The 14914-nt window shown below is 65.8% G+C and carries 9 protein-coding genes, 2 rRNA genes and 1 pseudogene (1 of these 12 cut by a window edge); 6 read left to right on the plus strand and 6 right to left on the minus strand.

Going from position 1 to position 14914, the window contains the following annotated elements; translation table 11 throughout:
* Both FHQ07_RS09555 and rrf read left to right on the plus strand, forming a co-directional pair.
* Positions 1 to 2751, plus strand: a 23S ribosomal RNA gene (locus tag FHQ07_RS09555) (it extends 113 nt beyond the left edge of the window).
* A gap of 142 nt (positions 2752 to 2893) precedes the next feature.
* Positions 2894 to 3008: ribosomal RNA gene (rrf, locus tag FHQ07_RS09560) — 5S ribosomal RNA — on the plus strand.
* Positions 3009 to 3200: 192 nt separating this feature from the next.
* On the opposite strand, the gene FHQ07_RS09565 is transcribed toward rrf, so the two are convergent.
* The 5 genes from FHQ07_RS09565 to FHQ07_RS09585 form a co-directional block, all read right to left on the minus strand.
* Positions 3201 to 4745 (minus strand): M28 family peptidase, encoded by a 1545-nt coding sequence (locus tag FHQ07_RS09565; protein WP_139716583.1) that lies wholly within the window; start codon positions 4743 to 4745, stop codon positions 3201 to 3203.
* 131 nt (positions 4746 to 4876) lie between these two features.
* A complete protein-coding gene (locus FHQ07_RS09570) occupies positions 4877 to 5248 on the minus strand; it encodes an HU family DNA-binding protein (RefSeq protein WP_139716584.1) in 372 nt (123 codons plus the stop codon).
* A gap of 78 nt (positions 5249 to 5326) precedes the next feature.
* Complete coding sequence (locus tag FHQ07_RS09575) at positions 5327 to 5713, minus strand: MAPEG family protein (RefSeq protein WP_139716585.1); 387 nt, start codon at positions 5711 to 5713, stop codon at positions 5327 to 5329.
* A gap of 96 nt (positions 5714 to 5809) precedes the next feature.
* A complete protein-coding gene (locus FHQ07_RS09580; protein ID WP_139716586.1) occupies positions 5810 to 7522 on the minus strand; it encodes a M28 family metallopeptidase in 1713 nt (570 codons plus the stop codon).
* 73 nt (positions 7523 to 7595) lie between these two features.
* Positions 7596 to 8282: a DUF4097 family beta strand repeat-containing protein gene (locus FHQ07_RS09585; RefSeq protein WP_139716587.1), complete on the minus strand. Its 687-nt coding sequence runs from the start codon at positions 8280 to 8282 to the stop codon at positions 7596 to 7598.
* A 75-nt stretch (positions 8283 to 8357) separates the two neighbouring features.
* Here FHQ07_RS09585 and gpmI point away from each other — a divergent pair, with 75 nt between their 5' ends.
* From gpmI to FHQ07_RS09600, 3 genes and pseudogenes are all read left to right on the plus strand, one after another.
* Complete coding sequence (gene gpmI, locus FHQ07_RS09590) at positions 8358 to 9938, plus strand: 2,3-bisphosphoglycerate-independent phosphoglycerate mutase (protein WP_168191533.1); 1581 nt, start codon at positions 8358 to 8360, stop codon at positions 9936 to 9938.
* A complete protein-coding gene (locus FHQ07_RS09595; RefSeq protein WP_139716588.1) occupies positions 9938 to 11143 on the plus strand; it encodes a murein hydrolase activator EnvC family protein in 1206 nt (401 codons plus the stop codon). Before gpmI ends, FHQ07_RS09595 begins: the two co-directional genes overlap by 1 nt.
* A 96-nt stretch (positions 11144 to 11239) precedes the next feature.
* Positions 11240 to 12595 (plus strand): annotated as a pseudogene (locus FHQ07_RS09600) (S41 family peptidase); the annotation flags it as partial.
* Here FHQ07_RS09600 and FHQ07_RS09605 read toward each other — a convergent pair.
* Complete coding sequence (locus FHQ07_RS09605; RefSeq protein WP_139716590.1) at positions 12592 to 13284, minus strand: rhomboid family intramembrane serine protease; 693 nt, start codon at positions 13282 to 13284, stop codon at positions 12592 to 12594. The pseudogene FHQ07_RS09600 and the gene FHQ07_RS09605 sit on opposite strands and share 4 nt — an antisense overlap.
* 200 nt (positions 13285 to 13484) lie before the next feature.
* Between FHQ07_RS09605 and FHQ07_RS09610 the strand changes: the two genes are divergently transcribed.
* The gene (locus tag FHQ07_RS09610; protein WP_139716591.1) at positions 13485 to 14879 is read left to right on the plus strand and encodes an OmpP1/FadL family transporter; all 1395 of its coding nucleotides are present in this window, start codon (positions 13485 to 13487) and stop codon (positions 14877 to 14879) included.
* The last annotated feature ends 35 nt before the right edge of the window (positions 14880 to 14914 follow it).

Raw genomic sequence — 14914 nt, forward strand, 5'->3', positions numbered from 1 at the left:
CCGAATGGGGAAACCCACCCGCAAGGGTATCGTGCAGTGAATACATAGCTGCACGAAGCGAACCCGGTGAACTGAAATATCTAAGTAACCGGAGGAAAAGAAATCAACCGAGATTCCGTCAGTAGCGACGAGCGAACGCGGACTAGCCCAAAAGTCGATCTTGTTTTAGCAAAACACTCTGGAAAGTGTGGCCATAGCGGGTGACAGCCCCGTATGCGAAAGGGCCTGATCGATGAAATTGAGTAGGGCGGGGCACGTGAAACCCTGTCTGAACATGGGGGGACCATCCTCCAAGGCTAAATACTCCTGACCGACCGATAGTGAACCAGTACCGTGAGGGAAAGGCGAAAAGAACCCTGGTGAAGGGAGTGAAATAGAACCTGAAACCGTGTGCGTACAAGCAGTCGGAGCTCCGCAAGGAGTGACGGCGTACCTTTTGTATAATGGGTCAGCGACTTACTGTTCGTGGCGAGCTTAACCGTATAGGGGAGGCGAAGGGAAACCGAGTCTGATAAGGGCGCATAGTCGCGGGCAGTAGACCCGAAACCGGGTGATCTAGTCATGCCCAGGGTGAAGGTACCGTAACAGGTACTGGAGGCCCGAACCCACTCCCGTTGCAAAGGTAGGGGATGAGGTGTGATTAGGAGTGAAAAGCTAATCGAACCCGGAGATAGCTGGTTCTCCTCGAAAGCTATTTAGGTAGCGCCTCGTATGTATCCTCTCGGGGGTAGAGCACTGTTATGGCTAGGGGGTCATTGCGACTTACCAAACCATTGCAAACTCCGAATACCGAGACGGACTGTACGGGAGACACACGGCGGGTGCTAACGTCCGTCGTGAAAAGGGAAACAACCCAGACCCACAGCTAAGGTCCCAAATTACTGCTGAGTGGAAAACCATGTGGAAAGGCACAGACAGCCAGGAGGTTGGCTTAGAAGCAGCCACCCTTTAAAGAAAGCGTAATAGCTCACTGGTCGAGTCGGTCTGCGGGGAAGATTTAACGGGGCTAAGCAGTAAACCGAAGCTTGGGGTGCACAACTTTGTTGTGCGCGGTAGAGGAGCGTTCCGTAGGCCTGCGAAGGTGGATTGAGAAGTCTGCTGGAGGTATCGGAAGTGCGAATGCTGACATGAGTAACGATAATGCGGGTGAAAAGCCCGCACGCCGAAAGCCCAAGGTTTCCTTGCGCAACGTTAATCGACGCAGGGTGAGTCGGCCCCTAAGGCGAGGCAGAAATGCGTAGTCGATGGGAAGCTGGTTAATATTCCAGCACCTCGCGTAAGTGCGATGGGAGGACGGAGAAGGTTAGGTGAGCCGGGCGTTGGTTGTCCCGGTGAGAGGACTGAGGTGGTGCCCTTAGGCAAATCCGGGGGCGCAACATTGAGGTCAAGGACGAGTCCAATGGGACAAAGTCACCGATATCACGCTTCCAGGAAAAGTCCCTAAGCTTCAGCTTACGCAGACCGTACCGTAAACCGACACAGGTGGGCAGGATGAGAATTCTCAGGCGCTTGAGAGAACTCGGGTGAAGGAACTAGGCAAAATAGCACCGTAACTTCGGGAGAAGGTGCGCCAACCATGGTGAATAGCTGAGGTTGGCCGAAGTGACCAGGCCGCTGCGACTGTTTATCAAAAACACAGCACTCTGCAAACACGAAAGTGGACGTATAGGGTGTGACGCCTGCCCGGTGCCGGAAGGTTAATTGATGGGGTCAGCCGCAAGGCGAAGCTCTTGATCGAAGCCCCGGTAAACGGCGGCCGTAACTATAACGGTCCTAAGGTAGCGAAATTCCTTGTCGGGTAAGTTCCGACCTGCACGAATGGCGTAACGACAGCGGCGCTGTCTCCACCCGAGACTCAGTGAAATTGAAATCGCTGTGAAGATGCAGCGTTCCCGCGGCAAGACGGAAAGACCCCGTGAACCTTTACTATAGCTTTACACTGAACGTTGAGTTCGTCTGTGTAGGATAGGTGGGAGGCTGTGAAGTGTCGGCGCTAGCTGGCATGGAGCCATCCTTGAAATACCACCCTGATGTGCTTGACGTTCTAACCTGGGCCCGTAATCCGGGTCGGGGACCGTGTATGGTGGGTAGTTTGACTGGGGCGGTCTCCTCCCAAAGTGTAACGGAGGAGCTCGAAGGTACGCTCAGCGCGGTCGGACATCGCGCACTGTGTGCAAAGGCATAAGCGTGCTTGACTGCAAGATCGACGGATCAAGCAGGTAGGAAACTAGGACTTAGTGATCCGGTGGTTCTGTATGGAAGGGCCATCGCTCAACGGATAAAAGGTACTCCGGGGATAACAGGCTGATACCGCCCAAGAGTTCATATCGACGGCGGTGTTTGGCACCTCGATGTCGGCTCATCACATCCTGGGGCTGTAGTCGGTCCCAAGGGTATGGCTGTTCGCCATTTAAAGTGGTACGCGAGCTGGGTTCAGAACGTCGTGAGACAGTTCGGTCCCTATCTGTCGTGGGCGTTGGAGATTTGAGAGGGGCTGCTCCTAGTACGAGAGGACCGGAGTGGACGAACCCCTGGTGTTCCGGTTGTCACGCCAGTGGCATTGCCGGGTAGCTATGTTCGGAAGCGATAACCGCTGAAAGCATCTAAGCGGGAAGCGCGCCTCAAGATGAGATCTCCCGGGGCACAAGCCCCCTGAAGGAACGATCAAGACTAGGTCGTTGATAGGCAGGGTGTGTAAGCGCAGTAATGCGTTGAGCTTACCTGTACTAATGATCCGTGTGGCTTGACCATATCACCTCAAGTTTCTTCGCGAAGGCGACGAAACCCTTGGCCTCAACACGTTGATGGCTTGCACGAACGCTCGTAAACTCTTCTTCCCTCCCTCTGAGAGCGTGGCGCTGCTTCACCGAAGCCGGCGACCCTCCACCCTCTCCCTGGTGACAACAGCGCTGTGGTACCACCCGATCCCATCCCGAACTCGGAAGTGAAACACAGCTGCGCCGATGGTAGTGTGGCTCAAGCCATGCAAGAGTAGGTCATCGCCAGGGCCTTATCCCGCAAACCCCCAGCTCGAAGAGCTGGGGGTTTGTCTTTGGGCGTTCGTATGACCGGCAAGCGGCGGGATTTGATCCTTGCAGGTTGTCACTGCGGGGCTTTGCACGACGCGACGAAGTAAGCGAATGCCAGATTGCAGGACTAACTCGATCTGTGTGTAGAAGAAAACCCGGCTTGCGCGGCACCTATTCGTTCGCCCCCGGACGATGCGGACTATCCGCGGCCCACGAAGGTTTCGCGTCCGCATCGGCCACGGCCTCGATCAGCGCGAAATAGAAACGGTGGAAATCCGCCTGCGCCTGGAAATCGATAGGCGTCGACACGTCGTCCTGCGGCGCGTGGTAGCGGTTTTCGTACCAGGCGCGATAGGCCGCCGCCGCATCCGCATCCGCCGCATCGAACCCGAACAGGAAACTCACGGCCGGCACGCCGATCCGCATGAAGGGCCAGTGATCGGTCCGTCGCAGCAGGCCGCGTTCCGGCTCGAGATCGGCGCGCACCGTGATGCCCATCGGCCCGGCGACGTCGCGCACCGTCTGTCCCAGCGTTGAATCCTCCAGCGCCAGTGTCGTCAGGATCTTCAATGGATACAGCGGTCGCAGCTGATCCAGGTTCAGTACCGCCACGGGGGTCGATGCCGCCGGGGTGGGATGGGCCGCAAGCCAGCGCGAACCCAGCAAGCCTTTTTCCTCCGCCGTCACCGCCGCGAAGATCACCGGGCGGCGGAAGCCTCGGCCGGCACGCGTCTCGGCGAACGCGATCAGCGTCGCGACGTACGCCGCATCGTCCAGTGCGCCGTTGTAGAGGCCGTCGCCGTTCACCGGCGTGCCGCGGCCGTAGCCGTCGAGGTGCGCGATCAGCAGGACCGGTTCGTTGGCGAGCGCCGGGTCCGTGCCCGGCAACACGGCCAGCACGTTGTCCGACGTGGAACTTCGTTCGCGCGTGACGATGCTCGCCTCGAAGCGGGCCGGGAAGTCGAATGGCGCCATCGCCTCGCCACGCGCGCCGCGCGCGAGGATATCGCCCCCGTCGTGTCCGCTTGCGTTGGCGATTTCGGCGAACGTGGTTGCCGCCAGCCGCAGCGAAGGAATGGTTCGTGGCCGCGGCGAACCATCCGCCAGCACCACGTTGCGCGCATACGCCAAGGGCCAGCGCGGCGGCTCGATCGTGAAACCGGTGTCGTCCACGCGCACCATCGCGACCGCGCCCGCAGCAGTCGCCGCTTCCATCTGCGCCGCGAACAGTGGCTGCCCGGTCCGCCGCGTGCCGAAACACGCCACCACGGCGCCGCGCACGCCCGTCATGTCCGATGGCGCGCAAAAGCCGCGGAACACCAACGGCGCGTCGATGCGTGCGGGCATGCCCCAGGTGGGCGTTACCGAGATCTCGTGCAGGAACCGCAGTGGCCGCCTGTCGCCGGTGGCTCGCTGCACCGAGAACGATGTGCCTTCATTCGCCACTTCGATTTCGTCGAAGCGGATGCGCTGGAAATACGTGCCGGCATCGCCGGCGGGGCGAAGCCCCGCGCGCCGGAAGCGCTCGGCGACGTAGGCGGCGGCGCGGTCGTAGCCGGGCGAGCCGGTGTCGCGTCCCTCCATGTCATCGCCGGAGAGCGCCGCGGTCGTCGCCCACCATGCGGCAGTCCGCGCATCGATGGCGTGGCCGCCGCTCGCGCATGCGGACAGCATGAGAACCGCGGATGCGATCGCGAAGCTTCGTGGCATGTCCATGCGCTCCGTCCGCCATCGATGGTCGATGATCGTCCTGCGACGCGCACGACGTCAACTTCGCGGCATGCATCGATTCCAAAAGAAAACCCCCGGAAAACCGGGGGTTTTTGTCGAACCGGAAGCGGGCCGGATCAGGCCGCGGCGTCCTTCAGCTTCTTCAGCGGGCGCACCTTGATCTTGGTCGAGGCCGGCTTGGCGGCGAACACGGTCTCTTCCTTGGTGAACGGGTTGATGCCCTTGCGCTTCGGCTTGGCCGGAACGTTCACGGCGGTGATCTTCAGCACGCCCGGCAGCACGAACTGGCCGGCGCCCTTCTTGCTGATCGAACCATGGATGGCGCCTTCAAGGGCGGCGAGCACGGCACGCACGTCCTTGGCGGCGACCGCGCTCGCCTCGGCGATGTGCGCGACCAGGCCGGACTTGTTGAGGGCTTCCTTGATCGGCTTCGGCGCGGCGGCCTTGGCGGGGGCCTTCTTGGCGGGAGCAGCTTTCTTCTTTGCCATCTGTTGTCTCCTGACGATGTGGTTGTGTTGCGGTGGACCGGAGTGGATGCACCGTCCGGGGCGGTGTGTTCGATTGCGCTAGATCTTCAACGCGGCCATGACCATGAGCGCGGCCACGCAGGCGAAGCCGCCCAGCCAGCTCAGGCTGCGGAGTCGATGGATCGCGGTGAGATAGAAAATGCCATGCAGGATGCGGAAGGCGATGAACGCCATCGCGAGGATGGAGATGCGACCGGCGTCGACACCGGCGAACTGCGCCATCAGCACGCTGGCGGCGAAGGGCGCGAACGCCTCGAAGGCATTGAGGTGGGCGCCATTCGCATTGCGGATCCGGTAACTGTCCTGCCTGGCGACCCAGCCGCGCGGATCCTTGTTGTTGTAGCCCGGCGCGCCGCTCTTCGCGAACGAGACCCAGAGATAGGGAAGCGCAGCGGCGATCACGATGCACCAGTACGCGATGGACATCAGGGCCCTCCCCAGGGCATTGCCGTAGTTGCGGAGCGTAGCGGATTCCGTGCCGTTTGCGCGGCTCCGTTCGTCACGGAGCCGCTTTTTTCCGGCTTATTTCGCTGCCGCCGGGCGCATCTTGTCGCGGGCCGCCTTGAACGGGTTGCCGGCGTTCCAGTTCGGCCACTGGCCGCCGTTGGCCAGGGCTTCGCCGACCGAGTAGGCGGTCTCCACGTCCTGCACGATGCCGTCCAGCTTCCAGGTGGCCGCGTCGAACTGGTCGCCGGGCTTGTGGTAGCGGTTGTCGGTGTAGTCCTTGCCGGCCGCCTCGCCCGCCGCCTTGCCGCCTTCGACCAGGTCGGTGCCGCTGTCGATGTACAGCGCCGGCACGCCCGCCTTGGCGAAGTTGAAGTGGTCGGAACGGAAGTAGTAACCGGCCGCGGTGTTCTCTTCGCCGACCGCCTTGCGCTGCTGCTTGTCCAGCACGACCTTCAGCACGTCCTCCAGCTGCGAGCTGCCCTTGCCGACCACGGTGATGTCACGGGCCTTGCCGATCGGCGCCAGTGCGTCGAGGTTCACCACCGCCACGGTCTTGTCCAGCGGCACCACCGGATGGGCGACGTAGTACTTGGAGCCGAGCAGGCCGGATTCCTCCAGGGTCACCGCGAGGAACAGGATCGAACGCTTCGGCGGCGTCTTCGCCTTGCGGAAGGCTTCGGCCAGCTCGAGGATCGCCGCCACGCCGGTCGCGTTGTCGACGGCGCCGTTGTAGATGTTGTCGCCGCTCTCGCCCTCGTGGGTGCCGAGATGGTCCCAGTGCGCCATGTAGACGATCGCCTCGTCCGGCGCTTCGCTGCCGGGCAGCAGGCCGATCACGTTGCGCGAGTTCTTCTCGACACTGCTGCTCTTGAGGTCCAGCGAGAGCTTGGCGTCCAGCGGCACCGGCTTGAAGCCGCGCTTGTTGGCGGCGGCGCGCAGCTTGGCCAGGTCCTGCCCGGCTGCCTTGAACAGCGCTGTCGCGGCATCGCCGGTGATCCAGCCCTGCGCCGGCACGCGCGGCGCCGGATCGTCCTTGGCCGGCAGGTCGTACTGCGGGCCGGACCAGGAATTCTTCACCACGTCCCAGCCGTAGGACGCGCCTTCGGTGTCGTGGATGATCAGCGCGGCGGCGGCGCCCTTGCGCGCGGCTTCCTCGAACTTGTAGGTCCAGCGCCCGTAGTAGGTCATGCGCTTGCCGTCGAACAGCTTGGCGTCGCCGGCGTGGAAGCCGGGGTCGTTGACCAGCATCACCACGGTCTTGCCCTTGACGTCGATGCCGGCGTAGTCGTTCCACTGCTGCTCCGGCGCGTCCACGCCGTAGCCGACGAACACCAGCGGGCTGTCCTTGATGCTGACCTGGGCCTGCCCGGTGCGGGTGCCGACCACCATGTCGCTGCCGAACTTCAGTACCTGCGGCGCGCCCGCCACGCTCAGGTTCAGCGTGGCCGATTCGTCGGCGGTGGTTTCCACCATCGGTACGGTCTGGAACCAGTCGCCGCCGTTGCCCGGTTGCAGGCCGATCCGCGCGAACTGCGCCTTGATGTACTCGACCGACTTCTCTTCGCCCGGCGTGCCGGGGCCGCGGCCGCCGAACGCATCCGACGACAGCTGTTGCACGTGCTCGGCGAAATCGCCGGCATCGATTCCGTCATGGAATTCGTGGGTGCTGGCGGTGGCCGCGTTCGCGGCGGGAGTTTCGGCGTCGGTATCGGCGGCGGGCTGGTCGCTGCCGCGCGGAGTGCAGGCGCACAGGGCGAGCAGGGCGAGCGGGAGCAGGGCGTGGCGCATTGCGGGACTCCGGGGGACGTCCCGCGATTCTAGCCACTGCGCCGCGGATCCGGCGCAAGCCGCCGGCGGCGCTTCAGTCCTTGGGCGGCGTGGCGGTGCTGTAGCGCTGCACGGTGGCGCCGCTGACGTTGCCGATGCGGGCGCTCTGGTGCACGTACAGCTTCACCTCGCGTTCGAACACCAGGTTGCCTTCGACCACCGCGTCCGGGCCGATCACGATCTTCGGCACCTTCTGCTTGCCCATCCGCAAGCCCCAGTTGCCGTTCGGCTTCTCGACGTGGATGCCGCCCTTCACGTGCGAACCCACGCCGACGCTGATGTCGCCGTTCACGGTTTCGATGCCGCCGCCGAGGTCGGTGTCGACCAGGCCGATGCCGCCGTTCACGGTCGACACGCCGCGGCGCACGTTGCTGCCGCGGTCGAGGAAGATGCCGCCGTTGACGGTTTCCACGTCGCCGTCGACCCGGGTGCGTTGGCCAAGCCGGATCCCGCCGTTGACCGTGGACACCGAACGCGCGCTCACCTCGTCCTCGGCCTCGATCCCGCCGTTCACGGTTTCCACGTCCTCGACCCTGGCGCCGCGCTGCAGGTCGATGCCGCCATTGACCGTGCTCAGGTCGCCGTAGCTCTGGCCGGCCTGGGCGGTGATGCTGCCGTTGACCTTGTCGATGCTGTGGCCCGGGCCGTGGTCGTCATGGTCGTGCGCGACGGCACCGGCGGACGCGGCGAGGAGGACGGTGAAGAGCAGGGTGCGGTTCATGCGGTGACTCCCGGGGTGGTTGCAGGGAGTGATGCAGCGGGGAGGCGGAAGGTTTACAGCCGCTACAATCAGCGCATGCCGCACCGCGGCAACCCCCACCAGGAAGCCATCGTGTCCGCATCCCCGTCGTCCCGCCCGAAACCCGTCGTGCTGCTGATCCTGGACGGCTGGGGCCATCGCGAGGCGGTCGAGGACAACGCGTTGGCGCTGGCCGATCTGCCGAACTGGCGGCACTTGCTCGCCACCCGTCCGCACACGCTGGTGCATACCGAGGGCCGCCACGTCGGGCTGCCGGACGGACAGATGGGCAATTCCGAAGTCGGCCACATGAACCTCGGCGCCGGCCGCATCGTCTACCAGGACCTGACCCGGGTCGATGCCGCGATCGAGGACGGCAGCTTCTTCGCCAATGCCGAATTGCTGGCGGCCTGCGCGGCCGCCAAGGCGGACGGTGGCACCTTGCACGTGATGGGCCTGCTGTCGCCGGGCGGCGTGCACAGCCACGAGAACCACATCTTCGCGATGCTCGAACTCGCGCATCGCGCGGGCGTGCCGCGGGTCGCCGTGCATGCCTTCCTCGACGGCCGCGATACCCCGCCGCAATCCGCCGAACCCAGCCTGCGCGCCTTGCAGGCGTTGTGCGACCGGCTCGGCAACGCGCGCATCGCCACGGTCGGTGGCCGCTACTACGCGATGGACCGCGACAAGCGCTGGGATCGCGTGCGCCGGGCGTGGGATGCGATCGTCGAGGCCGAAAGCGAGTTCCGCGAACCCGACGCGCTGTCGGCCCTGCAGGCGGCGTATGCGCGCGGCGAGAACGACGAGTTCGTCGCGCCCACCGTGCTCGACGGCGCGCAACCGATGCGCGATGGCGATGCCGTCGTGTTCATGAATTTCCGCGCGGATCGCGCGCGCCAGCTCACCGCGGCGTTCGTCGATCCCGCGTTCGACGGGTTCGCCGCGCGTCGTCCGGCGCTGTCGCGCTTCGTCTGCCTGAGCGAGTACGACGCGAAACTGCCGGCGGCGCTGGCGTTCGCGCCGGACGACCTGCGCCACACTTTCGGCGAAGTGCTGGCGGACAACGGCCTGACCCAGCTGCGCATCGCCGAGACCGAGAAATACGCGCACGTCACTTTCTTCTTCAGCGGCGGCCGCGAAGCGCTGTTCCCCGGCGAATCGCGCACCCTGATCCCCAGCCCGCAGGTCGCCACCTACGACCTGCAGCCGGAAATGAGCTGCCCGGAGCTGACCGAGAAACTGGTCGCGGCGATCGAATCGCAGGCCTTTGACGCCATCGTCTGCAACATCGCCAACCCGGACATGGTCGGCCACAGCGGCATCCTGGAGGCGGCGATCAAGGCGGCCGAAGCGGTGGACATCGCCATCGGCAAGGTCAGCGACGCGGTGCAGCGCGTCCACGGCGCGCTGCTGGTCACCGCCGACCACGGCAACCTGGAAATGATGCGCGATCCCGACACCGGCCAGCCGCATACCGCGCACACGGTCGGCCCGGTGCCGCTGGTGTACGTGGGCGAACGCGCGGCCGCGCTGCGCAGCGGTGGTGCGTTGCGCGACATCGCGCCGACCCTGCTCGACCTGCTGGGCCTGCCCAAGCCCGCCGACATGAGCGGGCAGAGCCTGCTGCTGCCGGCCTGATGCGCAAGGCGTCCGCCATCGCGCTGCTGGCGCTGGCCATGGCTGGGGCCGCGCCGGCGCAGGACCAGCGCGAAGCCGAACAGCGCCTGCGGAAGGTGCGCAGCGAACTGAAGGCGGTGGCGATCGAGCGACGCAAGCTGGAGGGCGCGCGTGGCGATGCGACCCGCCAGTTGCGGCAGGCGGATGAACAGGTAGGCAGCGCGCAACGCAGCCTGCGCGGCATCGAGTCCACCCTGCAACGCGACAGCGCATCGCTCACCCAGTTGCAGGCGGAACGCGCGCGGCATGCTGGCGACCTGGATGCGAAGAAGGCGGAACTGGCGCGCTTGCTGCGCGCGGCGCAGCTGGCCGGCGGCGATGCGCCGCTGAAGGCGATGCTGGCCCAGGACCGCATCGCCGAAGCGGAGCGCGCATTGACCTACCAGGGCTACCTGCAGCGCGGTCGCGTGCAGCGCATCCGCGAACTCAGCGCGGAACTGCGCCGCATCGATGCGCTGGAGCGGGAGATCGGCCAGCGCCAGGCGGCGCTCATCGACGATCGCAAGCGGCAGGCGGCGCAGGTCACGCAACTCGAGGTCGCGCGCAAGCAGCGCGCCGGCGTGCTGGCCGGCATCGACCAGCAATACCAGGACAAGGCCGGTCGCGAGAAGGCGCTGGGTCGCGATGCCAAGGCTTTGCAGGATCTGTTGGCGCAATTGCGGATCGCGGCGGCGAAGGCGGCGCGCGAGGCCGCGCGGGCGAAGGCGGCGGCGGAACGCACGGCGAAGGCAGCGGGCAAGCCGGTGCAGAAGCGCCCGCTGGTGGCGACGGCGCCGGCGATGAAAGTGGGCGGCCTTGGCTGGCCGGTATCCGGCAGCCTGCTGGCCTCGTACGGCGGTGCCTTGCCGGATGGCCGCCGCAGCGATGGCGTGCTGATCGCCGCGCCGGCCGGAAGCCCGGTCAAGGCGGTGGCCGACGGCACCGTGGTGTTCGCCGACTGGATGACCGGCTACGGCAACATCCTGATCATCGACCACGGCAACGGCTACATGAGCCTGTATGCGCACAACGACGGCCTGCTGCGCGATGCCGGCGATGCGGTGAAGCGCGGCGAGGCGGTGGCCAGCGTCGGCATTTCCGGCGGCCAGGAGCGGCCGGCGCTGTATTTCGAGTTGCGCCGCAACGGTTCGCCGGTGAATCCGGCGGGATGGCTGACCCGGCAGTAACCGGGCTGGCGCCATCGCGGCGCGGTTCGCGGCATCATGGCGGAACCGGCGCGGAAGCGGCGGGTCGAAGCAGCCATGAACCGAGCGGAGCACACCATGCGGGCACTCTCCCTATCCCTGTCGGTCGCCGCGGTGCTGGGCCTCGCGCCTGCATGCGCGCATGCGCAGGAAGCGCCGCAAGCGACGGAGAAGTCCGATGCCGTGGCCGCCAGCGACGATCCGGATGCGGCCAGCACCGACGACGCCAAGGTGCCGCTGGACGAGATCCGCCGCTACGTGATGGTCTACAACGCGGTCAAGCAGGCCTATGTGGATCCGGTCGACGACCATGCGCTGATGCAGTCCGCGGTGCGCGGCCTGCTGCTCGACCTCGACCCGCACAGCGCCTACCTGCAGAAGGCGGACGCGGACGATTTCAACGAACAGACCCGTGGCGCCTACGACGGCGTCGGCCTGGAGCTGCAGCAGTTGCCGGAAGGCGGCTTGCGCATCGTCGCCCCGCTGGACGACGGCCCCGCCGAGCGCGCCGGCCTGCGCAGCCGCGACCGGATCATCGCCATCGACGGCAAGGTGCTCGGGCCGGCTGATGCGGACGCTTCCGCCCCGTTGCGCGGGGTGGCCGGCAGCAAGGTCGTGTTGCGGGTGCTGCGCGAAGGCACGCCCAAGCCGTTCGACGTGACCCTGGTGCGCGAAACCATCCGCACCAGCAGCGTGCGTTCGCGCATGCTGGAGCCGGGCTTCGGCTATGTGCGCGTCGGCAGTTTCCAGGCCGCGACCGCGGCGGATTTCGTCAAGGCGGTGGACGGCCTGCAGAAGTCCGCGGGCGGGCCGCTGCGCGGCCTGCTGATCGACCTGCGCAGCAATCCTGGCGGGCTGTTGGTGGGCGCGGTGCAGATCGCCGACGAGCTGCTGGACAAGGGCGGCATCGTCAGCACCAAGGGCCGCGCGATGATCGGCGACAGCCGCTTCGATGCGACCCCCGGCGACAGGCTGCAGGGCGCGCCGGTGGTCCTGCTGGTCGATGCCGGTTCCGCCAGCGCCGCCGAAGTGCTGGCCGGCGCGCTGCACGACAACAAGCGCGCGCGGGTGGTCGGCAGCCGCACCTTCGGCAAGGGCTCGGTGCAGACCCTGCTGCCGCTGGACAACGGCGATTCGGTCAAGCTCACCACCGCGCGCTATTACACCCCCAGCGGGCATTCGATCCAGGCGCTGGGCATCGTGCCGGACGTGGTGCTGAAACCCGAAGGCGGTGGCGCGCGGGCGATGATCAGCGAAGCGGCGTTGCCGCGGCACCTGCAAGGCGAGGAAGCACTCGAAGGCGACAATGCCGGCGATGTGTTGCCGGGCCAGAAGCCGGTCGATGCCGCGCTGGCGGAATTGAAGAAGATGGCCGGCGTGGTTGCGGTCGCGACCGCGGCACCGGCGAGTGCAAGGCCGAAGGCGAAGGCTCAGTAGCCGCGGCTGTGGCGCAGGCGGCGTGCGATCGCCGCGCGGGTGAGCAGGGCGAACACCACCCCGAACAGGAAGCCGGCGATATGCGCCGGCCACGCGACCGCGCCGAAGGTCGGGCCGCTGTAGGCGAACACCACTTGCAGCAATGCCCACAGGCCGATCAGCAGAGAAGCCGGGACGCGCACGAACTCCAGGAACAACCCAAGCGGCAACACCACGCCGAGGCGGGCAGTCGGGAACAGGGCCAGGTAGGCGCCGATCACCGCCGACACCGCGCCGCTGGCCCCGATGATGACCCGATCCGGTGCGCCGATGGCGAGCACCGCGGCCAGGTTCGCCACCGCGCCGCCGATCAGGAACAGGGCCAGGAAGCGCCAGCCGCCCATCACACGCTCCGCCGGCAACCCGAAGATCAGCAGGAATACCAGGTTGCCGAGCAGGTGGATCCAGTCCGCGTGCAGGAACAGCGCGGAGAACAGGCGCAGCACGCTGCCGTCGGCGAAGGCCCGCTGCCAAGCCTCGAGGCTGTCCAGTCCACCCGACAGGACCCCCCAGTCCAGTTCGGCACCATGCCGCAATGCCGGCGCACGCATCGCCCCCCAGACGTAGGCCAGCCACAGCGCCACGAACAGCAGGGGCGTGGCCCAGCGGAACAGGGTCTTCTTGCGGGTGGAGATGCCGACGAACATGACCTGCAACTGTACTGGCTGCCGCCGGGATTGTTAGCTTCGGGTTAAATTACGCGCTATACTGCATACGGCGTCGTACGTCGGGGGAGGGCTGCCGCAGGCAGAGTCCCGGCTCGCGCAGCGCTGATCCGCGCTTCGATGCACCTGCATCGCCGCCCGAGAACAACTATCCCTGCACAAGAGTCACGGAGACGATTCGAATGAAGACCACCACCCGCAGCTTCCGCGCCACCGCGCTCGCGTTGGCCGTGCTCGGCACCTTGGCCGCCGGCCAGGCCAGTGCCTCCGGCTTCCAGCTGCGCGAGCAGAGCGTGAAGAACCTCGGCAAGTCCAATGCCGGCAGCATCGTCGGCAAGGACGCGTCGAACGTGTCGCTGAACCCGGCGGCGATGAGCAACTTCGACAAGACCACCATCCAGTCCGACATCACCGTCATCGACCTGACGGCCGATTTCGCCGGCGGTGGCAATGTCCTCGGCTCGCCCGCGGCCCCGCTGTCTGGCGGCAATGGCGGTGATCCGGGTGATCCGACGGTTGTGCCGAACATGGCCATCGTGTTCCCGCTGTCGGGCACCTTCGACAAGGTCACCCTCGGCGCCAGCGTCGGCGCTCCGTTCGGCCTGAAGACCGAATACGAGTCGGGTTGGGTGGGCCGCTACCGCGCCCTGACCTCGGATCTCAAGACCGTTGACCTGACCCTGTCGATCGCCGTGCAGCCGACCGACAGCCTGTCGATTGGCGCCGGCTTCATCTACGAGCGCGCCGAAGCGACCTTGAGCAAGGCCATCGATTTCGGTACCGCGATCTGCGCCCAGGCCGCCGCCTCGGTTCCGACCAGCCCGGCCAACACCTGCTTCAACCCGAACTGGGCGCTGTACCCGCTGTACCACCCGCAGTCCGCGGATGGCACTTTCACGGTCGAAGGCGACGACACCAGCACCGGCTGGGTGCTCGGCATGCAGTTCACCCCGAACGAGAAGTTCGCCTTCGGCATGAGCTACCGCTCGGAGATCGAGCACGCCCTCGAGGGCACGCTCGACTTCCAGGGCGTTCCGGCCCTGCTGGGCGCGGATCCGCGCTTCGTGGATGGCGATGGCGGCGCCAAGCTGACCACGCCCGCGGTGTGGACGATCAGCATGCGCTACGGCTTCACCGACCAGTTCCGCGTGCTGGCCGATTTCCAGCAGACCAACTGGACCTCGCTGCATGACATCACCATCACCCGCGCCAGCGGCACCGTCGTCGGCGCCGAGCCCTTCCTGTGGAAGAACACTAAGTTCTACAGCGTGGGCGCCGAATACGACATCAGCGATGCCTTCACCTTGCGCGCCGGCGTTGGCTCGGACGAATCGCCGACCAACAACGCGGCCCGCACCCCGCGCCTGCCCGACAACGACCGCATGCTGTACTCGATCGGCGCCAGCTGGAACGTGAGCGAGCACCTGTCGATCGATGCGGCGTTCCAGCGCATCACCATCGACAACCCGACGATCAACCTGCCGGTGGACGCCGCTGCCGGCAACACCTCGACCCTGGTCGGCGAGTTCTCGGGCCACGCCAACCTGTACGGCGTGTCGATGCAGTACCGCTTCTGATCCTTCGCGGATCATCGAGCAAGAAAAAGCCCCGC

This window comes from Thermomonas aquatica, from assembly GCF_006337105.1.
Classification (GTDB): Bacteria; Pseudomonadota; Gammaproteobacteria; order Xanthomonadales; family Xanthomonadaceae; genus Thermomonas; species Thermomonas aquatica.